Annotated in this window: 20 protein-coding genes and 1 pseudogene; 6 read left to right on the top strand and 15 right to left on the bottom strand. The window is 67.5% G+C overall.

Annotated features, from left to right (window positions below; all coding sequences use genetic code 11):
- The first annotated feature begins 99 nt into the window (after positions 1-99).
- Together AC099J_RS28790 and AC099J_RS28795 are read left to right on the top strand one after the other, a co-directional pair.
- Positions 100-1,005: a LysR substrate-binding domain-containing protein gene (locus AC099J_RS28790; protein WP_479618747.1), complete on the top strand. Its 906-nt coding sequence runs from the start codon at positions 100-102 to the stop codon at positions 1,003-1,005.
- A gap of 308 nt (positions 1,006-1,313) precedes the next feature.
- Positions 1,314-2,534 carry a GGDEF domain-containing protein gene (locus tag AC099J_RS28795; protein WP_479618748.1) on the top strand — a complete coding sequence of 407 codons (1,221 nt, stop codon included), beginning with the start codon at positions 1,314-1,316 and terminating at the stop codon, positions 2,532-2,534.
- Positions 2,535-2,562: 28 nt separating this feature from the next.
- Here the strand turns inward: AC099J_RS28795 and AC099J_RS28800 are convergent, their stop codons facing one another.
- Genes AC099J_RS28800 through AC099J_RS28815 form a run of 4 tightly spaced genes read right to left on the bottom strand, consistent with a single transcriptional unit; the run spans position 2,563 to position 6,512 of the window.
- Positions 2,563-3,483: an SDR family NAD(P)-dependent oxidoreductase gene (locus AC099J_RS28800; RefSeq protein WP_479618749.1), complete on the bottom strand. Its 921-nt coding sequence runs from the start codon at positions 3,481-3,483 to the stop codon at positions 2,563-2,565.
- 31 nt (positions 3,484-3,514) lie between these two features.
- Positions 3,515-4,933 (bottom strand): MmgE/PrpD family protein, encoded by a 1,419-nt coding sequence (locus tag AC099J_RS28805; protein WP_479618750.1) that lies wholly within the window; start codon positions 4,931-4,933, stop codon positions 3,515-3,517.
- Positions 4,930-6,105, bottom strand: coding sequence for a thiolase (locus tag AC099J_RS28810; protein ID WP_479618751.1), 1,176 nt, complete (start codon positions 6,103-6,105; stop codon positions 4,930-4,932). Before AC099J_RS28810 ends, AC099J_RS28805 begins: the two co-directional genes overlap by 4 nt.
- A complete protein-coding gene (locus AC099J_RS28815; protein ID WP_479618752.1) occupies positions 6,102-6,512 on the bottom strand; it encodes a Zn-ribbon domain-containing OB-fold protein in 411 nt (136 codons plus the stop codon). Before AC099J_RS28815 ends, AC099J_RS28810 begins: the two co-directional genes overlap by 4 nt.
- Before the next feature lie 130 nt (positions 6,513-6,642).
- Between AC099J_RS28815 and AC099J_RS28820 the strand changes: the two genes are divergently transcribed.
- From AC099J_RS28820 to AC099J_RS28830, 3 genes are all read left to right on the top strand, one after another.
- Positions 6,643-8,067, top strand: a complete 1,425-nt coding sequence (locus tag AC099J_RS28820) for an FAD-binding oxidoreductase (protein WP_479618753.1) — start codon at positions 6,643-6,645, stop codon at positions 8,065-8,067.
- A 121-nt stretch (positions 8,068-8,188) separates the two neighbouring features.
- Entirely contained in the window at positions 8,189-8,794 is a 606-nt protein-coding gene (locus tag AC099J_RS28825; protein ID WP_479618754.1) for a tetratricopeptide repeat protein, read from the top strand.
- Positions 8,795-8,845: 51 nt separating this feature from the next.
- Complete coding sequence (locus AC099J_RS28830; RefSeq protein WP_479618755.1) at positions 8,846-9,676, top strand: hypothetical protein; 831 nt, start codon at positions 8,846-8,848, stop codon at positions 9,674-9,676.
- 46 nt (positions 9,677-9,722) lie between these two features.
- On the opposite strand, the gene AC099J_RS28835 is transcribed toward AC099J_RS28830, so the two are convergent.
- Genes AC099J_RS28835 through AC099J_RS28875 form a run of 9 tightly spaced genes read right to left on the bottom strand, consistent with a single transcriptional unit; the run spans position 9,723 to position 16,627 of the window.
- Entirely contained in the window at positions 9,723-10,463 is a 741-nt protein-coding gene (locus AC099J_RS28835; RefSeq protein WP_479618756.1) for a class I SAM-dependent methyltransferase, read from the bottom strand.
- A 17-nt stretch (positions 10,464-10,480) separates the two neighbouring features.
- Positions 10,481-11,407 carry a ParB/RepB/Spo0J family partition protein gene (locus tag AC099J_RS28840; protein WP_479618757.1) on the bottom strand — a complete coding sequence of 309 codons (927 nt, stop codon included), beginning with the start codon at positions 11,405-11,407 and terminating at the stop codon, positions 10,481-10,483.
- 14 nt (positions 11,408-11,421) lie between these two features.
- Complete coding sequence (locus tag AC099J_RS28845; protein ID WP_479618758.1) at positions 11,422-11,976, bottom strand: RBBP9/YdeN family alpha/beta hydrolase; 555 nt, start codon at positions 11,974-11,976, stop codon at positions 11,422-11,424.
- Positions 11,977-11,978: 2 nt separating this feature from the next.
- Positions 11,979-12,740, bottom strand: coding sequence for a ParA family protein (locus tag AC099J_RS28850; protein ID WP_479618759.1), 762 nt, complete (start codon positions 12,738-12,740; stop codon positions 11,979-11,981).
- A gap of 13 nt (positions 12,741-12,753) precedes the next feature.
- Positions 12,754-13,365, bottom strand: a complete 612-nt coding sequence (locus AC099J_RS28855) for a LysE family transporter (RefSeq protein WP_479618760.1) — start codon at positions 13,363-13,365, stop codon at positions 12,754-12,756.
- 28 nt (positions 13,366-13,393) lie between these two features.
- Positions 13,394-14,038 carry a 16S rRNA (guanine(527)-N(7))-methyltransferase RsmG gene (gene rsmG, locus AC099J_RS28860; protein WP_479618761.1) on the bottom strand — a complete coding sequence of 215 codons (645 nt, stop codon included), beginning with the start codon at positions 14,036-14,038 and terminating at the stop codon, positions 13,394-13,396.
- Entirely contained in the window at positions 14,035-15,960 is a 1,926-nt protein-coding gene (mnmG, locus tag AC099J_RS28865) for a tRNA uridine-5-carboxymethylaminomethyl(34) synthesis enzyme MnmG (RefSeq protein WP_479618762.1), read from the bottom strand. Before mnmG ends, rsmG begins: the two co-directional genes overlap by 4 nt.
- A complete protein-coding gene (locus tag AC099J_RS28870) occupies positions 15,960-16,382 on the bottom strand; it encodes a type II toxin-antitoxin system VapC family toxin (protein WP_479618763.1) in 423 nt (140 codons plus the stop codon). The genes mnmG and AC099J_RS28870 overlap by 1 nt, the downstream gene beginning before the upstream one ends.
- Positions 16,382-16,627: a type II toxin-antitoxin system Phd/YefM family antitoxin gene (locus AC099J_RS28875; RefSeq protein WP_479618764.1), complete on the bottom strand. Its 246-nt coding sequence runs from the start codon at positions 16,625-16,627 to the stop codon at positions 16,382-16,384. The genes AC099J_RS28870 and AC099J_RS28875 overlap by 1 nt, the downstream gene beginning before the upstream one ends.
- A 74-nt stretch (positions 16,628-16,701) precedes the next feature.
- Here AC099J_RS28875 and AC099J_RS28880 point away from each other — a divergent pair, with 74 nt between their 5' ends.
- On the top strand, positions 16,702-16,995 hold the full coding sequence (locus AC099J_RS28880) for a YkgJ family cysteine cluster protein (protein ID WP_479618765.1): 294 nt from the start codon (positions 16,702-16,704) through the stop codon (positions 16,993-16,995).
- Positions 16,996-17,057: 62 nt separating this feature from the next.
- Here AC099J_RS28880 and AC099J_RS28885 read toward each other — a convergent pair whose 3' ends face one another.
- On the bottom strand, positions 17,058-19,406 hold the full coding sequence (locus AC099J_RS28885; protein WP_479618768.1) for a putative bifunctional diguanylate cyclase/phosphodiesterase: 2,349 nt from the start codon (positions 19,404-19,406) through the stop codon (positions 17,058-17,060).
- Positions 19,392-19,709, bottom strand: a pseudogene (locus AC099J_RS28890) (c-type heme family protein); the annotation flags it as partial. The gene AC099J_RS28885 and the pseudogene AC099J_RS28890, both read right to left, overlap by 15 nt.
- Between the last annotated feature and the right edge of the window lie 148 nt (positions 19,710-19,857).

Below are 19,857 nucleotides of genomic sequence, written 5' to 3' on the forward strand. Positions count from 1 at the left end.
ACCGCCGAGCTTCGCCCGCCATCAGTCTTTGGCAAAGGGGGTGTTCACCCGGTGTGCGAGGGCGCCACGGCCGGTGCGTTACCCTCGCCGCCCGACGCCATGCATTTCGACCTGTTCGACCTCCGTCTGTTCGTGTTCGTTGCCGAGGAATCCAACCTGCGGCGCGGGGCCGAGCGCGCCTGCATCTCGCTGGCGGCGGCCAGCACGCGCATCAAGCAGCTGGAAGACAACATCGGCACCAAGCTGTTCTACCGCAAGCCCCAGGGGGTGGAGCTGAACCCGGCCGGCGAGGCGCTGCTGCACCACGCGCGCAAGGTGCTGCAGGAGGTAGACCATCTCAAGATCGAGCTGCGCGACTACGCCGAGGGTGCCAAGGGCCATGTGCGGGTGCTGGCCAACACCACCTCGATCAGCAGCGCCCTGCCCTCGGCGCTGGCCAGCTTTCTGGCGCAGCAGCCCGACGTGAGCATCGACCTGCATGAGCGCCTGAGCGCCGAAATCGTGATGGCGATCCACGAAGCCCATGCCGACATCGGCCTGGTGGCCGGCAATGTGGACATGCAGGGGCTGGAGGTGCGCGATTTCGTGGTCGACCAGCTGGTCGTCGTGGTGCCGTCCGGGCACGCGATGGCCAGGCTGGCGAAGGTCGACTTTCTGCAGACGCTGGACGAGCCGCACATCTCGCTGGCCGAAGGCAGCGCGCTGGCCAGTTTTCTGCCGCCGCTGGCGCGCCAGATCGGACGCAACCTGGAGTTCCGCATCCAGGTGTCCAGCTTCGAGTCGATCTGCCTGCTGGTGGAGGCGGGCGTGGGCATCGGCATCCTGCCGCGCTCCTCGGCCGTGCGCCACGCCCGCACGATGAAGCTGGCGTTGGTGCCCCTGACGGACGCCTGGGCCCAACGTGAAACCAAGATCGTCAACCGCGCCGGGCAGCCGCTGCCCCGGCTGGCGGCGGAGCTGGTGCGCCATCTGGCGAACTTCAGCTTTGCGGATCGGTTGCTGTAGGGGCTGAGGGCGGATGCGCGGCATGCATCTGCCGCGCCAAGCCGGTAGCTTGCGCCGCAGGGGTGCGGTCTTGGATCTGAAGCCCTGTACGGCTTGTACCCGCGCGCGGCGTGACGATTGTTAACAGCGCGGCCGACCGGTACGCTGTAGCGTGCCACATACACAGACGGCGCGCGCGAAGGGCCCCGGCGGGGGGCCGGGTCATCGACATGGTGGCCCCCGGTTTTGCTTCGCGACGGCGCGTTTGTACGCCGCCGCGCTGGGATCGGTCTCGGCCCCGTCCCTTCCAACATAAAGAGGTGCTCGAGATGCCGCGACCCCAAGCGCGAGAACCGCTCGCCGCGTCGGGTGAACGGCCAGGCGCGTGGTTGGCGCGCATGGCTCTGGAGGCGGAACCTGTCCAGCGCGAGTCGGCCGCGCAACTCGCCATGCGCGACTTCATGTCGGCACGCTCTTCGATGTTGGGCTACGGCCTGCAGGCGCTGTTGCTGCTGCGCTATGTGGACGATCGCATCGTGCTGGCCTGGGTGCTGGCGATGATGCTGTTCGAGTGTGTCAACGGCTTGGCCGCATGGCATCTCGGCCGCCATGTCGCAGATCCGGCGGCACGTGCCAAGGGGCTGCGGTGGGTGACCCTGGCGCTGTTCGGCTCCGGCACTGCCTGGGGCTGTGTGGCTCTGTTGCCAGGGCTGCAGGAGGTCCAGCAGGCCTACCTGTTCAACCTGCTGTTTCTCGTCGCGGTCGGCATCTTTTCGGTCCAGAACCTGTGCCTGTCGTGGCCGGCGCTGGTCGCGTTCAATCTGGGACTGATGTGGCCGATGGTCTACGCGGCCTGGGAGCGCCCCGTGCAAACTTCTTTCTCAGTCCAGATGATCGCCTGCGGGCTGTTGGTGATGGTGCAGATTTACGGCCGCAGTTCGCGCCACCTCTTCCTGCAAGGCATGCGTGCCCGTCTCGAAACGGAGGCCATCGCCGAACAGCTGCGCCAGAAGAACGAGGAGTTGACGCGGGCCGTGACGGCCATCGAGGAAATGGCCGACCTCGACCCGCTGACCCAATGCCTGAACCGCCGCGCTCTGATGCGCCAACTGCTGGCACCCGCGCGGCACCAGCGGCTTGGCCAGCGCTTCGGCATCATCCTGCTGGACATCGATCACTTCAAACAGATCAACGACCGCTTCGGCCACGGCGTCGGCGACAACGTGCTGGTGGCCGTGGCCGAGCGCTTGCGCAGCCAGTTGCGCAGACAGGACCACCTGGCGCGCTGGGGCGGAGAAGAGTTCCTGTGCGTGATGTGCGACGTGGACGAGGCCAGTCTCCACGCCATGGCCGAGCGGCTGCGCAGCGCGCTGGCGGACACGCCCTTGCTGCAGCTGCCGGAACGGCTCCACGTCACGGCATCGCTGGGTCTGGCCTTGTGCAGCGTCGGCCAGAACCTGGATGTGGTGATCGAGCAGGCGGACCAAGCGATGTACCGGGCCAAACGTGGCGGGCGCAACCGGGTCGAGGGGTTGGCCGTGAACGCCTGACCTCAGCCTCCCACACCCCTCGCACCCCTCACACGGGATCCCACGTGAACACATCCCCGGAGCGGTCCAGCCCGAAGTAGTCGGCCTTCATCGACGGCAGCGCATGGCTCAGCACGGTCTCGGGCGTCCAGCCTTCCGAGCGGTGCACCGAGCGGATCGGGCGCGGCTGGCTCATCAGGAAGATCTCGTTGTTGCGCACGGCGAAAATCTGGCCGTTCGTGTCCTTGGCGGCATCGCTGGCCAGGGCCACGGCCAGCGGCGCGATCTTGGCGGGGGTCATCTGCTTGATGCGTTCCACGCGGGCCTTCTCGGCGTCCGTCTCGGTCGGGATCGAGCCGATCATGCGGCTCCAGGCGAAGGGCGAGATGCAGTTGCTGCGCACGTTGAACTTCTGCATGTCCAGCGCGATGGACTTGGACAGCGCCGCCACGCCAAGCTTGGCCGCCGCGTAGTTGGCCTGGCCCAAGTTGCCGATCAGCCCCGAAGTGCTGGTCATGTGCACGAACACGCCGGACTCCTGCTCCTTGAAGTGCGTGGCGGCGGCGCGGCTCACGTAGAAGCTGCCGTACAGGTGCACCTTCAGCACGGCGTCCCATTCGTCTTCGCTCATCTTGTGGAAGAAGCGGTCGCGCAGGATGCCGGCGTTGTTGACCACGCCGTCGATGCGGCCGAAGCTGTCCAGCGCCGTGGTGATGATGCGGCCAGCGGCGCGCGGGTCCGAGACGCTGTCGGTGTTGGCCGCAGCCTCGCCGCCCAGGGCCTTGATCTCTTCGACGACCTTCTGCGCGGGGCCGGCGTCGTTGCCTTCACCGGCCACCGAGGCGCCGATGTCGTTGACGACGATGCGGGCACCGGCCCGGGCCATGGCCAGCGCGATGTCGCGGCCGATGCCGCCACCGGCACCGGTGACGACCATGACCTTGCCGGCCAGGAGGGTGGATTCGCTCATGTGTGTGCTCCTTCGTTGTGATTCAAAACATTCAGCTCAGCAGCGCATCGACGCGCGGCCATTCGGCCATGCGCCAGACGCGCGCGGACAGGGCGCGCATTTCGTCTGCACTCGCGCCGCGGGCGTAGGTCGCCAGTTGCAGCGCCTTGGCCTCGATCTCGGGGCGGCTCAGCGTGTTGCCGGGGTCGCCCTTGGGTTCGTCGACACGGCCCTGCAGTGTGCGCCCGTCGGCGGTGGCCACGGTGACCTTGCCGATCCAGCGCTGTGGGTAGGCACTGTCGACCTCGGCATCCAGCACCATCGTGACCTTGTTTCGCAGCGCGACGACGTCGGCGCTTTGGTAGTGGGCGTCGAAGTCGGCCAGGCCGGCCCGGTCGAATGCGGCGATCAGGCCCAGCACGGTGCCCATCGAGAACTTGCTCTGGTGCACGGTGCGCGGGTCGGTCACGGGGCCCAGCACGTCGATGGCGCCCTGGTGCACGTGGGCCGTAACCTGCGCGATGTCGGCAAGCTTCAGGCCATGTGTGCGCACGACCTGCTGCAGGGCGTCGGCGGCCGGGTGCGTGTGGCGGCACGAGGCGTGGAACTTGAACGAGGTTTCGGCCAGCGTCCAGCGCGTGCCCAGGCCGTCGGTCAGCTTGGCGGGGTCGGCGTCGGTCGACATGCCGGCCGCCATGCCCTGCGGGCCTTCGAGGATGCGGCTGGCGCCCGTGAAACCGTCCTGGGCCAGATAGGCCGCCAGCAGGCCGTCGGACGCGGCCTTGGCCGTGTGCAGCTGCTTGCTGTCGGCCGCGTCTCGCAGGAACTCCCATAGCCCCGCGGCCTGCGTTCCGGCCGAGCCGAAGGCGTGCAGCATCTGCGCGGCGTTCAGCTTCAGCAGGTGGCCCACAGCGGCGGCAGCCGCGACCGTGCCGGCCGTGGCCGTGGTGTGGAAGATGCGGTAGTGCGAGCGGCCCAGGAACTCGCCGATGCGGATGCCGACTTCGTAGCCCACCACCGAGGCGACGAGCAGATCCTTGCCCGATGCGCCGATGGCCTGCGCCACGGCCAGCGCGGGCGGGAACACCACCGCCGCCGGGTGGAACACCGAGCCGTTGTGCACGTCGTCCTGCTCGGCCACGTGCGAGGCTGCGGCGTTGACCATGGCGGCAAACATCGGGCTGCTGCGCGTGCGCGAGATCAGGATCTCGCTCGGCCCATCGGCCGGGCCCATGGCGCGGGCCACACTGGCGATGCTCTCGACCGGGCGGGCGCCCTTGCCGGCCAGCACCGAGCCGGCCCAGTCCAGAAACAAGTCTTCGGCGCGGCGCAGCACGGCGGCGGGGATGTCGTCGAACTGCAGGCCGGCGGCGAAGGCGGCCAGGTCGCGGCTGGGGTGATCGCTGGCCTCAGAACCCGCGTGCTGCGCACAGTTGGGCTGAACGGCCTGGGGCGGCAGGGCGGCGTTCATAAGGTCTCCGCCAGGCCGAGGATGGCCGTGGACTGGCTGGACAGCGTGCCGCCGTTGCCATGCGCCAGGGCGGTCTTGGCACCCATGATCTGGCGCTCGCCACCCTCGCCGCGCAGTTGCCGCACGGCCTCGATCAACGCAAAGATGCCGTACATGCCGGGGTGCACGCACGAGAGCCCGCCGCCGTTGGTGTTGACCGGCAAGCGGCCACCGGGCGCAATGCCGCCGTTCTCCACAAACGCGCCAGCCTCGCCCTTCTTGCAAAAACCCAGGTCTTCCAGGAACAGCAGCACGTTGATGGTGAACGCGTCGTACAACTCCAGCACGTCGATGTCCTTGGGCTGCAGGCCGGCCATCGCGAACGCGGCGGCGCCGGAATCTCTGGCGGCAGTCACCGTCAGATCGTCCATGGACGAGATCTGCCGGTTCCAGCAGGCGGTGCCGTTGCCGAGCACGTAGACGGGTTTCTTCGCCAGATCGCGCGCGCGGTCGGCACGCACCAGCACGTAGGCGCCGCCACCGTCGGTGACCAGGCAGGCATCGCGCACCGACAGCGGGTCGCTCACCATGCGGGCCTTGAGCACGTCGTCGATGCTGAGCGGCTCGCGCATGAAGGCTTCCGGGTTCTTCTGCGCCCACTGGCGGGCGGCCACGGCGACCTCGGCCAGTTGCCGGCGCGTGGTGCCGTACTGGTGCATGTGGCGTGCCGCCGCCAGCGCGTAGGCAGACAGCGGCATCATGGGCTCGTAGGGCGCTTCGTAGGGCTGCGGGTCGGTGAACTTGCGGCTCGCGCCGACTTCCTTGCGGCCGAACGTGGCGGTGCGCTGCGTGCTGCCGTAGCAGACCAGCACGGCGTTGCACTGGCCCGACTCCAGCGCGTGCATGGCCGGCAGCAGGTGCGCGATGAAGCTGGAGCCGCCGACCATGGTGCTGTCGATATAGGTCGGGCGGATGCCCAGGTATTCGATGACCGGCATGGCCCACATGGTGGCGCCGGCGCTGGCCGTGCACAGGCCGTCGATGTCGCGCATCGAAAGGCCCGCATCGGCCACGGCCTGGCGGGCCGAGATGGCCAGCAGTTCCATGTCGGTGTAACCCGGCGCCTCGCCGCAGCCGAAGGTGGCCACGCCGGCGATGGCGGCCCTGCCGCGCAGTTGCTTCCAATCGTTCATGCGGATGCTCCTGCATCGACCGGGTCGAACACGACGATGGCGGCGGCGCCCTCACGCTGCAGCACGCGTGCGCTCACGCGCAGGCCGATGCGCACATCCGCTGCGGGCAGGCCGTCGACGCGGCTCATCAATCGCACACCTTCGTCAAGGTCGATCAGCGAGACGTTGACATCGCCGCCGGCCTCGGGCTTGCGGCGCACCGTGGTTGTGGAATAGACGGTGCCGGTGCCCACTGGCGCCACCAGCGCCAGCGCATCGCTGCCGCAGTGCGGGCACAGCTCGCGAGGAAAGTAGACATGCTGCTGGCAGCCGCCGCAGCGTTGGATCAGGAACTTGCCCTGGTTCAGCGCGGCCTGGTGCCGCGCTGCGATGCCGCCTGCGGCATCGGGTGGGGTGGGAGTGGTCATCGAAGGGCGGTCTCGCATCGGGTCGGAAAGCGTGGAGCATGCCGGCCAGGCGTGGGCGGCGCTATCCGTATTTGGTGAACGGGGTGTTCAGGTGACTTCTAGAATGGCCCTCCCCTACCGGAGACACGCCATGAACGCGCCCACCACGCCCCAGCATCTGGTTCCCGAATTTCACCCGCGCGAGGTGCCGGCCGTGCTGGTGGAGGCACTGAAGGCGCGCTTCGGCGAGCGCTGTTCGACGGCGTTGGTGGTGCGCGAGCAGCATGGGCGCGACGAGTCCTCGTTCACCGTGCCGCCACCGGCCGCCGTGGTGTTCGCCGAAAGCACCGAGGATGTGGCCGATGCCGTGCGCATGGCCGCCGCCCATGCGGTGCCGGTGATCCCGTTCGGCGTGGGCTCCTCGCTGGAAGGCCATCTGCTGGCTGTGCAGGGCGGCATCAGCATCGACGTGTCGCGCATGAGCCAGGTGGTGGCCGTGAACGCGGAAGATCTGACGGTGACGGTGCAGCCCGGCGTCACACGCAAGCAGCTCAACGACGAGATCAAAAGCACCGGCCTGTTTTTTCCGATCGACCCGGGCGCGGACGCGTCCATCGGCGGCATGGCGGCCACGCGCGCCAGCGGCACGAACGCCGTGCGCTACGGCACCATGCGCGAGAACGTGCTGGCGCTGCAGGTGGTCACAGCGTCGGGCGAGGTCATCCGCACCGGCACGCGCGCCAAGAAGTCATCGGCCGGTTACGACCTCACGCGGCTGATGGTGGGCAGCGAGGGCACGTTGGGCGTGATCACCGAAGTCACGCTCAAGATCTACCCACTGCCCGAGGCAGTGTCGGCCGCGATCTGCTCGTTCCCCAGCATCGAGGCGGCGGTGCGCACCGTGATCCAGACCGTGCAGCTGGGCGTGCCGATCGCGCGCGTGGAGCTGATCGACCACAACACCGTGCGCATGGTGAATGCGCATTCCAAGCTGGGCCTGCGCGAGGAACCCATGCTGCTCATGGAATTCCACGGCTCGCCGGCCGGCGTGAAAGAGCAGGCCGAGACAGTGCAGGACATCGCCAGCGAGTTCGGCGGCAACGCGTTCGAGTGGGCCAGCACGCCCGAGGAGCGCACGCGGCTGTGGACGGCGCGGCACAACGCCTACTTTGCGGCCGTGCAATCGCGCCCGGGCTGCAAGGTGATCTCCACCGACACCTGCGTGCCGATCTCGCGCCTGGCTGACTGCCTGCTGGATTCGATCGCTGAGGCCGACGCCAGCGGCATCCCCTACTTCCTGGTCGGCCATGTGGGCGATGGCAATTTCCATTTCGGCTACCTGCTGGACCCGAACCTGCCCGAAGAGCGCACGCAGGCCGAGCAACTCAACCACGACCTGGTGGCGCGCGCGCTGCGGCTGGAGGGCACCTGCACCGGGGAACACGGCGTGGGGCTGCACAAGATGGGCTTTCTGGTGGACGAGACCGGGGCCGGCGCGGTGGACATGATGCGTGCCATCAAGCGGGCGCTGGACCCGCTGAACATCATGAACCCTGGGAAGATTTTCACGGTTTGAGGGGGCAGGGGGTCAGGCGTTGGCGGCGTCCACAGAAAGGGGGAACTAGTAGCTTGACAGACATGGCGTTTCGGCCGGCGAAGACATACAGTTACGATTCTTTCGTTTTCCGGCCTAGACCATGTTCCGACCGATCCTGCCCATCGCAGCGCTCGCCCTCGCGGCATGCGCGCAAACGCCGCCTGCTGCCGCGCCCGAGCAGCCGGCAACGGTTCGCATCTGTGACAACACGGGCTGCTCGGACCGCCCGCGCAACAGCGCCACTTTCGACGCTGCGCGCGACGACAACCCCGAGGAAACGCGCCGTCTCGCGGCCTTGACAGAGCTGGGCAAGAAGGACCCGCGCGCCGCCTATGACCTGGCGCTGCGCTACTTCCGGGGCGACGGTGTGCGCCAGAACAGCTACCAGGCGATCCAGTGGATGCGCGAGGCTGGCGAGCGCGGCCACCTGGGCGCCCAGTTGGCGCTGGGCCGCTTCTACCTGATGGGCCTGGAGGAGATGGGCTCTGACCCGCAGGAAGCAGAAAAGTGGCTCGCGATGGCTGCTGGCCGAGGCGACAAGGAAGCTCGCGCGCTATTGGCCGAAGCGAGCGCCGCCAAGAAAAAAAACCAGAGCGAGTACCGCGACTGGGTCAACGCCCGCCGCAACGTCTGGCACGGCTACTGGCGCACCGGCTACGCCTACCACTGGGCCTGGGGCCCGTCCGGCTGGTACTACCGCTACTGAATGAACCGCTGTTCGCTGGTCTGTTCTTCCACCCTTGACTGAAAGCCTCCTATGAACAACACCTCTCCCCTATTGCGTTGGTCTGCTCTGGCATGCGCCCTGGCCCTGGGCGGCTGCGTCACTCCAGGAGGCGGACAGGTGTCGACCGGCACCGCCCCGACGGCCGTGACGGGCGGCGCAGCTGGTGGTACGAGCGCAGGCGCCAACCCTTCCCTGGAGCGCTGCGACGCACCCATGGGCACCCTGGCCGTGGACGACGGCCGTGGCAAGGAGTGGTATGCCAGCTTCGGCGCGGCAACCAAGATCACCACGATCGAGCCGCTGCTGCGCCTGGCCGTGCAGCAGTCCAACTGCTTCGTGATCACCTCGATCGGCAACAACCGCACGGAAAGCCGGCTGTCGGCCATCACCGACAAGCAGCGCAATTCGGGTGAGTTCCGCGCCGGCTCGAAGCAGCAGAAGGGCCAGCGCGTGGCGGCCGACTACTTCCTGGAGCCGGCCATCATCATCGACAACGATTCCACCGGCAAGGTCGCCGCCGGACTGGGGGCGTTCCTGCCCGGCGGCTTCGGCGCGCTGGCTGGGACCATGGAAAGCAAGGCGTCGGTCGTGACCATGACGCTGTTCGACATCCGCTCCGGGGTGCAGATCGGCATCTCCGAAGGCAACGCCACCGCCACGAACTTCGGCGCGGCGCTGGGCGCGTTCGGCGGCGGTGCAGCGGCCGGGCTGGGTGGGTTCTCGCGCACGCCGGAAGGCAAGGCCACGGTGGCAGCGTTCATCGATTCCTGGAACTCCATGGTGATCTCGCTGCGCAACTACAAGGCGCAGGAGGTCAAGGGCGGACTGGGGCGCGGCGGCGTGTTGAAAGTCGGCCAGTAAGCCGGCAGACCTGCCGTTGCAAAAAAACCTCCTCCGGGAGGTTTTTTCATGCCTGCTGCGGCTGGAATGGCGCCTGGTACAGCCAGACCGGCCGTCCGTCCGGCGCCTGCAGGCGGGCCGTGGGCCGCAGTTCGGCGGCTTCGAATTCCAGGCTGACGAGCCAGGCGCCGGGCGCGAGTTCGGCGCGCGCCTTGGCGACCGCCCGGCCCATGCTTTCCGGCCGCTGGAACAGATAGACCATGGCGCAGGGCCGCCAGTCGCTGCGCCACAGGTCGCCCTGGCGCACCCGGGCCCAGGGGCAGCGCAGCGCACACAGGGCGCGCAGCGGCCAGCTCCATTCCACGCCGTGCAGGCGAGCCAGTGGGTAGGCGCGGCGCAGCGCCTTCAGGCCGTCGCCGAGCCCGCAGCCGCCGTCCAGCACCATGGCGCCGGCCGGCAACGCGGCGTGGTCTGGCAATTCATCCAGTGCATGCACGGGCGTGGGGAACAACGGCGCGTCACGCCACGCATTCAGCGGGTAGACCAGCAGCAGCAGCGCCAGCGGCAGCAGCCAGACCCACGGTGCGAGCCCGCCGCCGCCCGCTGCCAAAACGGAGAGCGGGAAACCCAGCGCGATCAGCGCTCGGCGCCACGGGGTCTGCCCCAGCACGCTGGCCAGCACACCGGCCGCGCAGGCCAGCGCCAGTGCCAGCCATGTCGGAACACCTGCGGCGGCGAGGCCGCGGTACAAACCCCAGGCGAGCGCCCAGGTCAACAACGCCGGCAGGGGCCAGGGCAGGCGCGCCATCGGCCGAACGAGGCCGGCTAACGCGCCACGCTGGGCGAGAGCTTTTCGATCAGCCCGTTCAGCTCTTCCAGCGAGCCGAACTGGATCGTCAGCTCGCCGGCCTCGTGCACCCGGCCACCGCGCTTGACGCGCTTCTTGATGCGGATCTCCACCTCGGCGCCCAGCAGGTCGGACAGCTCTTCCTCCACCCGCTTGAGGTCGCGCGACTTTTCCTTCTTGGGCTTGGGTGAGGTCAGGTTGAACTCGGCGCTGAGCTTCTTGGCCAGGCTCTCGGCTTCGCGGACAGACAGCTTCTTGGCCGCGATCTGGTTGGCGGCGGTGATCTGCGTGGCACGGTCGAGCACCAGCAGCGCGCGCGCGTGGCCCATGTCCACGTCGCCGGCCATCAGCATGGTTTGCACCGGCTCGGCCAACTGCAACAGGCGCAGCAGGTTGCTGGCGGCGCTGCGCGAACGGCCGACGGACTGGGCCGCCTGCTCGTGCGTCATGCCGAATTCCTTGACCAGCCGCTGCAGGCCCTGCGCCTCTTCCAGCGGGTTCAGGTCTTCGCGCTGGATGTTCTCGATCAGCGACATCGCGGCGGCGGATTCGTCCGGCACGTCGCGCACCAGCACCGGCACCTGGCTCAGGCCGGCAAGCCGGGCGGCGCGGAACCGGCGCTCGCCTGCGATGATTTCGTACTTGCCGTCGTCCGGCCCGCTGGTCAGCTGGCGGACCAGGATGGGCTGCATGATGCCCTGGGCCTTGATGCTTTCGGCCAGCTCGTACAGCGCGCCCTCGTCCATGCGCGTGCGCGGCTGGTATTGACCGGGCACGAGTTCGGCGAGGCTCAGGCTGGTGGGCAGGCTCGGACCGGTGCCATCGCCGGGCGCGCTGTCTTCCACCTTGGGGCCGAGCAAAGCTTCCAGGCCGCGGCCGAGGCCCTTGGGGCGTTTCGTGACCATGCGTGTTCTTTCTATCAGGTGTGAAGCAGCAGCTCGCGCAGCAGTGCGCGGCCTTCAGGCCAGTCGCCCAGGCCGGATTCGGCATTCAAGTGGCCGCGGGCGCCCTGGTCGCGGAAGCCAGCCCCCCAGGAGGCCGCCAGTGACTGGGCCTTGTCGAAGCTGCAATAGGGGTCGTCGCGGCTGCCGGCCAGCAGACTGGGGAACGGCAGGCGCTGGCGCTCAATGGGGGCCCAGGTCGGCAGCTGCGCGCGCAAGTCGTCGCGCTCGACATCGGGCGGCGCAACCAGCAGGGCGCCGTGCACGTGCGCCGTGTGGCGGCTGTGCGCTGCCCAGGCCGGCACCGCGATGCACCCCAGGCTGTGGGCAGCCAGCAGCACGGGCACGCCCGCCGGTTGGGCCAGCAGCACCTCGTCGAGCCGTGCGATCCAATCGCCGCGCAGCGGCCGCATCCAGTCATGCTGCTCGACGCGCTGGTCGCCGAAGCGCTGTTCCCACAGGCTTTGCCAGTGGTCGGGGCCGGAGTTTTGCCAGCCGGGAAGTGTGAGCACCACAGGTGCGGCGGGGGGCATGGCTAGCCGCGCGCGACCATTTCGCGCGCGAATTCCAGATACGCCTGACTGCCGCGTGCCGAGGGGTCGAACACCACGCCGGGCAGGCCGTAGCTGGGCGCCTCGGCCAGGCGCACGTTGCGCGGGATGACGGTGTTGAACACCTTGTCGCCGAAGTGCGCCTTGAGCTGCTCGCTCACCTGCTGCTGCAGCGTGATGCGCGGGTCGAACATGACGCGCAAGAGGCCGATGATCTTCAGATCCTTGTTCAGATTGGCGTGCACCTGCTTGATGGTGTTGACCAGATCGGTCAGCCCTTCCAGCGCGAAATACTCGCACTGCATCGGCACGATGACGCCGTGGGCAGCGCACAGGCCGTTCAACGTGAGCATCGACAGCGAGGGCGGGCAATCGATCAACACGAAGTCATAGTCGCCCTGCACCGGCTCGAGCGCCTGTTTGAGCCGGCGCTCACGGCGCTCGACGCTGACCATCTCGACCTCGGCACCAGCCAGCTCGCGGCTGGCGCCAAGCACGTCGTAGCCGCTCTTTTCAGAGGCGACGCGCGTTTCGGCGACGGAAGCCGATTCGAGTAGCACGTCGTAGACCGACAGCTCCAGCTGACGCTTGTCGACGCCCGACCCCATGGTGGCATTGCCTTGAGGGTCCAGATCGACGAGCAACACGCGCTGCCCTGCCTTCACCAGCCCGGCGGCCAGGTTGACGCTGGTGGTGGTCTTGCCCACCCCGCCCTTCTGGTTGGCGATGCAGAAAACTTTGGCCATGGATCTTTCTTGTTTACTGGGTGGCCAGCTTGATGCCGAAGCCCACGAGAACCACGCCGGCCAGCTTTTCCAGCCAGATGGCGATGCGCCGGTCTGCGCGCAGCCGCTCGGCCAGGAAATGCGTCAACAGCACCACGGCCAGGCCGTAGGCCAGCGTCAGCAACGCAATCGTCACTGCCATGGCCGCGAAGGTGGGCAGACCCCGGTGCAGCGCCGGGTCGACAAACAGCGGGAAGAACGCCATGTAGAACACGACGGCCTTGGGGTTCAGCAGGGTGATGAAGAAGCTCTGGCGCAGATAGTGGCGGGGCTGGATGTTCAGCACCGGCGCAGCGCCCGGCTTGGCCAACAGCATGCGCACACCCAGCCAAGCCAGGTAGGCCGCGCCCAGCCACTGCACCGCCGAGAACAGACGAGGGTTGGCGGCCAGCACGGCGGCCACGCCGGCCACGGCCAGCCACATCAACACCTGATCACCAACGATCACCCCGGCCGTGGCCGCCAGACCACCGCGGATGCCACCCTTGCTGGTGGAAGTAATCAGCGCGAGATTTCCCGGCCCGGGGATCAACAGGAAGACGACGATGGCGGCGACAAATGCGCCGTAGTCAGCAATGCCGAACACGGGAAACTCCTCAAAGCAGGGGGCGAGTTTAAGCGGCGGCGACGCGCATCCAGACAATGCAGCGCTCAGCGTTCAGGCCTGGCGCCTGCAGATGTTCCACGTGAAACACTTCCACGGACGGCGGCAGCGCTGCGATCTCGTCGGTGGGCGGCTTGCCCTTCATGGCGAGCCAGACGCCGGTCGGCTTCAATGCGCCTCTGGACCAACCGGTGAAGTCGGCCAGCGAGGCAAACGCGCGGCTGCAGACGATGTCATAGCGCTCGGTCAGGTTCTCCACGCGCGCGTGCAGCCCGCGCAGATTGGCTAGCCCCAGCTCCGCCGCGACTTGCTGCACAAAGGCTGCCTTCTTCGCGACCGTGTCGACGCAGTGCACGCGCAACTGTGGATGGAGGATTGCAAACACGACGCCGGGTAAGCCAGCGCCGGCGCCGACATCCAGCAGGGCCTGCGTGCTGCCGCCCTGATCTGCCAGCGCCCGCCGCAGGGTCGGCACAGCCGCCAGGCAATCGACCACGTGTTGGGTCAGCATCTGCTCCGGATCGCGCACGGCTGTGAGGTTGTAGACCTTGTTCCACTTGGCGATCAGGCCGAGGTAGTCGATCAGCGCGTCGGCCTCGGCATCGGCCAAAGTGACCCCCAGCGCCTGCGCGGCTTGCAGCAGCCGGGGCTTCACGCGCTGATGGCGCGGCCGCGCTTCTTCAAATGCACGAGCAACAGCGACACGGCGGCCGGTGTCACACCAGAAATGCGTGAGGCCTGGCCCAGCGTGTCCGGTCGCTGCTTCTGCAGCTTTTGCCGTACTTCGATCGACAGGGCCGGCACGGCCATGTAGTCGAAGTTTGGCGGCAGCCGCATGTCCTCGAAGTGCGCCGCGCGCTCGACCTCATCCTTCTGCCGATCGATGTAACCGGAATACTTCGCCGCGATTTCGATCTGCTCCACCACCTCGTCTGCAAGCACCTGGTCCTGCGCGAAGCGCCCGCCATCCAGCGACATCAGCGATGCATAGCGAATGCCCGGCCGGCGCAGCAAGTCGGCCAGGCTGTATTCATGCTCGATCGTCTTGCCCAGGACACGCTCGGACTCGGCTGCAGCCAGGTTGCGCGGGCTGATCCACAGCGAACGCAGCCGCTCTGTTTCACGTGAAACAGCATCGCGCTTGCGGCTGAATGCCTCCCACCGTGCGTCGTCCACCAAGCCCATTTCGCGGCCCACTTCGGTCAGCCGCATGTCGGCGTTGTCTTCACGCAGCTGCAGGCGAAATTCTGCCCGGCTAGTGAACATGCGGTAGGGCTCACTGACGCCCTGCGTGATGAGATCGTCCACCAGCACGCCCAGGTAGGCCTGGTCGCGCCCCGGCAGCCAGGCATCGCGGCCCAGGCATTGCAGCGCCGCATTGGCGCCAGCGAACAAGCCCTGCGCGGCAGCTTCTTCGTAACCCGTCGTGCCGTTGATCTGGCCGGCAAAGAACAGGCCGCCGATGGACTGGGTCTCAAAGCTGCTCTTGAGCGCGCGCGGATCGAAGTAGTCGTACTCGATGGCGTAGCCCGGCCGCAGGATGTGGGCGTTCTCCAGGCCGGCCATGGACCGCACCAGTTCGTATTGAATGTCGAACGGCAGGCTGGTGGAGATGCCGTTCGGGTAGACCTCGTGCGTGCTCAAACCCTCCGGCTCCAGGAAGATCTGGTGGCTGTCCTTGTCGGCGAAGCGGTTGATCTTGTCTTCCACGCTGGGGCAGTAGCGCGGCCCCACGCCTTCGATCTTGCCGGTGAACATGGGGCTGCGGTCGAAGCCGGAGCGGATGATGTCGTGCGTGCGTGCATTCGTGTGCGTCGTCCAGCACGACATCTGGCGTGGGTGCATGCCGGGGTTGCCCATGAAGCTGAACACCGGCAGCACATCGCGCTCGCCGCCGGGCATGCCGTCGCCGGGCTGCTCGGCACACTTCGAATAATCGATGCTGCGGCCGTCCAACCGTGGCGGCGTGCCGGTCTTGAGGCGGCCCTGCGGCAGCTTCAGTTCCTTAAGCCGCGCACTCAGGCTGACCGCCGGCGGATCGCCCGCTCGCCCGGCCGCGTAGTTGTTGAGACCGACGTGGATCTTGCCGTCCAGGAAGGTGCCGGCCGTCAGCACCACGGTGCGGCTGCGAAAGCGGATGCCGACTTGCGTGACGGCACCGACCACGCGGTCCCCCTCCACCATCAGGTCGTCCACCGCCTGCTGGAACAGCCACAGGTTGGGCTGGTTCTCCAGCATGCGGCGGATCGCGGCCTTGTAGAGCACGCGGTCGGCCTGGGCACGCGTGGCGCGCACGGCCGGGCCCTTGCTCGAGTTGAGGATGCGGAACTGGATGCCACCTTCGTCCGTGGCCAGCGCCATGGCACCGCCCAGCGCGTCCACCTCTTTGACCAGGTGGCCCTTGCCGATGCCGCCGATCGAGGGGTTGCAGCTCATCTGCCCCAGCGTCTCGATGTTGTGCGTCAGCAGCAGCGTGGTGCAGCCCATGCGGGCGGCGGCCAGCGCCGCCTCGGTTCCGGCATGACCGCCGCCGACGACGATGACGTCGAATTCTTGGGGATAGGTATAGGGGCTCATCAGACAGCCTGAACGAGAAAGGTAGGAATGGCCAGAGCCTGTGCGGCCTGGGCCTGGCGCTTGTCGGCGGTGACGAACATGTCCACGCGCGCGGCCTGGGCCGTCGCGATGTGCAGCGCGTCCATGGCACGCAAACGCGAAGCGGCCATGGCCTCAATGGACAGCGCCTCGATGCGCTCGTCCAGCCGCATGATCTCGAAGCCGTCAAAGTCCCGCGCCACGATCGCCAGATCGGCATCGAAATCGGCGCGCGTCGTCACGCCGTCGTGCAGGTCGCGGCACAGGCTGGAGGCCACCTCCACCCGCGTATGGGCAGCCATCACCACACCGTCGGCACGCGCGAGCCAGTGCTGCACCTCGTCGTGGCCCTGCTCGTCGCGGTAACGCTTGGCGATGGCCGAGGTATCGAACAACACCTTCATCAATACCTCGCCTGCTCGCGCTCGTCGATGATGAGCTGGGCGATCGTCTTGCCGTCGGGCCGCACCACTTTGCGCGGCGTGATCGGCTGCTTCCAGTGCGGGACGGACTTGGGGTCGGCCTGCACCGGCACCAGGTCGGCCACTGGCTTGCCATGGCGAAGGATGCGCACCGTCTCGCCCTTCTCGACCAAATCGAGCATGGCCGAGGCGTTTGCGCGGAATTCACTCAGGGGCAAGGTCTGCATTGTACAAATCTCCGTAATCTGTACATTCTACCGGCGCCCCGTGGGCGGCGCTGGCACCATGCTCCAATCCCCGCATGAGCCTGTACGCACCGCCCTCTTGCCGCAGCGGCTGCGGCGCGTGCTGCATCGCCCCTTCAATCAGTTCGCCGATTCCCGGCATGCCGCTGGGCAAGCCGGCCGGCATGCGCTGCGTGCAACTCGATGCTGATCAACGCTGCCGCATCTTCGACCACCCGGACCGACCAGCCGTGTGCGCCGGCCTTTCGCCCTCGGCCGAGATGTGCGGCCCGAGTGCCGGCGCCGCCCTCGCCTGGCTGACGCAGCTGGAGCGCGAAACGGCGCCAGGGCCTGCACCAGCCAGGCCCTGAACCTGCCCTCGCCCGGGCCAGTGGCCAGCGCGTTCAAGCCACCGGCGCCATCCGCCCACGGGTCAATGGGTCGATGGCCGGAATGTCGTGTGCCGCGCGAGCGTGCTCCAGCAGGCGTTCAGGATCACGTCGCGCACCGCGTCCGGGTCGATCGGTTTGGCCAGGAAATGGGCCGCGCCGCCGATGTTGATCGCATCGCGCATCACTTGTGGATCGTTGCTGGCGGTCACCAACACGCGCACCGTGCGCGGCATCAGCTTCTTGATCTGGCGCAGCAGGTGGATGCCGTTGGCACCCGGCAACCAGTGGTCGATGATGGCCACTGCGTACGAGAACTTGTGGAACAGCTCGATCGCCTGCTCGGCGCTGGAGGCACTCACGACCTTCACACCGAAGGAGACGAGCAGGTTCTCCATGATGGACAGCGCGACCTCGTCGTCTTCCACCAGCAGCACCACCGGGAGTGCGTCGTGCTGCATGAAGGTGGACGGGTCGAGCAGCGTCGACTGGGTGAACAGCAGTTGCACCTGCTCGGCCGGCTGCGGCCGCGCCATCCAGTAACCCTGGATCTCGTCCACGCCCAGTGAGTACAGCAAGATCGCCTCCTCCTCGCTCTCCACCCCCTCGGCGATGGCCCGCATGTCCAGGTTGTGCGCCAGCTGGATCACGGCGGCGACGATGGCCCGGTCCTGCGGGTTCTTCATCAGCCCGCGCACGAACGACTGGTCGACCTTCAGCCGGTCCGCCGGGAAGCGCTTGAGATAGCCCAGGTTGGAGTAGCCGGTGCCAAAGTCGTCGATCGCCAGCAGAATGCCCTCGCTCTTGAGCTCGCGCATCAGCTCCAGCGCTGCGTTTGGGTCGCGCATAGACAGGCTCTCGGTTACCTCCAGCTCCAGGTAGCCCTGTGGAATGCCGTAGCGCTGCATCGCCTGGCGCAGCTCGGCCTTGAAGCTCGGGTCCGAGAACTTGGTGGCCGCCAGGTTGACCGCCATGCGGATCCAGCCGAAGCCCTGCAGCTGCCAGCGCTGCATCTGCCGGCAGGCGGCATCCAGCACGAAGGCGTTCAGCGCGTCGATCAGCTTGGACTCTTCGGCCAGCCCGATGAACTGCCCCGGCATCAGGAAGCCGTAGTGTGGCGAGTCCCAGCGCAACAGCGCCTCCAGGCTGACCAGCGCGCCCGTCTGCAGATCGACCTGCGGCTGAAAGTGCAGCACCAGCTCCTCACGCGCGATGCCTTCGCGCAGGCGCGATTCCATCTGCACACGCACGTCGATGGCCAGCTGCATTTCGGGCGAGAACAGGCTCAGCTCCGAACCGCCGCGGGCCTTGGCCTGGTACATGGCGATGTCGGCGCGCTTGAGCAGCGTCTCGGTGTCCGCGCCGTGCTCGGGGAAGATGGCCACGCCCACGCTGCCGCCCAGCGTGTGGGGGTCGCCGCCCAGGTGCACCGGCGCGTTCAACGCAGCCAGGATGCGCGCGCCCATGGCCGCCACGTCGCCCGATTGCAGGCCCTCGCAGGCCATGATGAATTCGTCGCCGCCCAGCCGGGCCACGGTGTCGCCGGACCGGGCCAGGGCCACCAGCCGGCGCGCCATCTCGCACAGCACTTTGTCGCCGGCGCTGTGGCCCAGGCTGTCATTGATCTGCTTGAACTTGTCCAGATCGATGAAGTACAGCACCACGCTGGCGCGCTCGCGCGTGGCCCGCACGATGGCCTGGCCCACGCGGTCCAGCAGCAACACGCGGTTGGGCAGGTCGGTCAGACCGTCATGCGTGGCCTGGTAGTGCAGCGTGTCCTCGTGCCGGCGCTGTTCGGTCACGTCGACGCAGACCGCGATGTAGCGCACCACCTGACCAGCCGCGTCCTTCAGCGGCACGATGGCCGCATCCACCCAGTACAGCGCATCTTCCTTGGAGCGGTTGCAGATCACGTCACGCCAGATCTCGCCGCGCGCAATCGTCTCCCACATGCGGCCAAAGAAGGCCGGCCCGTGGGCGCCGGAGTTGACGATGCGGTGGTCCTTGCCGAGCAAGGTCTCGCGCGCATGGCCGCTGATCTGCACGAACTTGTCATTGACCTGCAGGATGCGGCCGCCGCGGTCGGTAACCGACACCAGGGCATGCTGGTCGATGCCGCGCATGTAGCTTTGCAGCTCGGAGAATTCCTGCTCCACCCCGTGCTGGGCGGACAACTGCGCCTGCGCGGTGCGCGCCTGCACCTCCGTGCTGGCCAACTGCTGAGTGGTCTGCAGCAGGCTGTGGTCGCGCTGGCGCAGCCGCCAGCTGAACCAGATCAGCGCGAGGAAACTGGACAACAGAATGGCAAAGAAAAAAACCGTCGCCTGGGTGATCTCGTTGCCCGCGATCGCCTCGGATCTGTCCAGCGGAATCGTGACCGACAAGGCGCCCATCAGCTGGTGTAAGGCAAACTGCCGTTCGCCCTGGGCGCCATCGGCAACCCTCAGAGCCCGCACAGCCTGGGTCTTCTCATACGCGTTGTGGCACGCCACGCAGGAGGCGTGCGACGCCGGATCGGCCGACAAGTAACGCAGCACCCGCCGCCCGCCTTGCTCCTCGAAGCGCGACACCGGCTTCCAGTCGATCGGGGCGCCAGGGCGCACGCGGTCCTGGCGCTCCAGCTGCGGCCAGGCCCACCGCAGGAAGTCATCCGTCAGGCCCTGGGTCGGCTCCAGGTTCCATTTGCTGACCGGCTTGTAGTCATAGAGCCGGTCCGCATGGGCCGAGTGCGTATTTCAGCCCATCGTGGACGGCATTTCAGTCTGATCGTGGACGGGATTTCAGCGTGATCGTGGACACCGTTTCAAACTGATCGTGGACGCTGTTTCAGCGTGATCGTGGACG

Source organism: Rhodoferax sp. RT4P68 (assembly GCF_056521305.1).

Bases quoted from the DNA above. Each gene is read 5' to 3' on its own strand.
- AC099J_RS28790 (WP_479618747.1), top strand. From the start codon at position 100: ATGCATTTCGACCTGTTCGACCTCCGTCTGTTCGTGTTCGTTGCCGAG.
- AC099J_RS28795 (WP_479618748.1), top strand. From the start codon at position 1,314: ATGCCGCGACCCCAAGCGCGAGAACCGCTCGCCGCGTCGGGTGAACGG.
- AC099J_RS28800 (WP_479618749.1), bottom strand. From the start codon at position 3,483: ATGAGCGAATCCACCCTCCTGGCCGGCAAGGTCATGGTCGTCACCGGT.
- AC099J_RS28805 (WP_479618750.1), bottom strand. From the start codon at position 4,933: ATGAACGCCGCCCTGCCGCCCCAGGCCGTTCAGCCCAACTGTGCGCAG.
- AC099J_RS28810 (WP_479618751.1), bottom strand. From the start codon at position 6,105: ATGAACGATTGGAAGCAACTGCGCGGCAGGGCCGCCATCGCCGGCGTG.
- AC099J_RS28815 (WP_479618752.1), bottom strand. From the start codon at position 6,512: ATGACCACTCCCACCCCACCCGATGCCGCAGGCGGCATCGCAGCGCGG.
- AC099J_RS28820 (WP_479618753.1), top strand. From the start codon at position 6,643: ATGAACGCGCCCACCACGCCCCAGCATCTGGTTCCCGAATTTCACCCG.
- AC099J_RS28825 (WP_479618754.1), top strand. From the start codon at position 8,189: ATGTTCCGACCGATCCTGCCCATCGCAGCGCTCGCCCTCGCGGCATGC.
- AC099J_RS28830 (WP_479618755.1), top strand. From the start codon at position 8,846: ATGAACAACACCTCTCCCCTATTGCGTTGGTCTGCTCTGGCATGCGCC.
- AC099J_RS28835 (WP_479618756.1), bottom strand. From the start codon at position 10,463: ATGGCGCGCCTGCCCTGGCCCCTGCCGGCGTTGTTGACCTGGGCGCTC.
- AC099J_RS28840 (WP_479618757.1), bottom strand. From the start codon at position 11,407: ATGGTCACGAAACGCCCCAAGGGCCTCGGCCGCGGCCTGGAAGCTTTG.
- AC099J_RS28845 (WP_479618758.1), bottom strand. From the start codon at position 11,976: ATGCCCCCCGCCGCACCTGTGGTGCTCACACTTCCCGGCTGGCAAAAC.
- AC099J_RS28850 (WP_479618759.1), bottom strand. From the start codon at position 12,740: ATGGCCAAAGTTTTCTGCATCGCCAACCAGAAGGGCGGGGTGGGCAAG.
- mnmG (WP_479618762.1), bottom strand. From the start codon at position 15,960: ATGAGCCCCTATACCTATCCCCAAGAATTCGACGTCATCGTCGTCGGC.
- AC099J_RS28870 (WP_479618763.1), bottom strand. From the start codon at position 16,382: ATGAAGGTGTTGTTCGATACCTCGGCCATCGCCAAGCGTTACCGCGAC.
- AC099J_RS28875 (WP_479618764.1), bottom strand. From the start codon at position 16,627: ATGCAGACCTTGCCCCTGAGTGAATTCCGCGCAAACGCCTCGGCCATG.
- AC099J_RS28880 (WP_479618765.1), top strand. From the start codon at position 16,702: ATGAGCCTGTACGCACCGCCCTCTTGCCGCAGCGGCTGCGGCGCGTGC.
- AC099J_RS28885 (WP_479618768.1), bottom strand. From the start codon at position 19,406: ATGGGCGCCTTGTCGGTCACGATTCCGCTGGACAGATCCGAGGCGATC.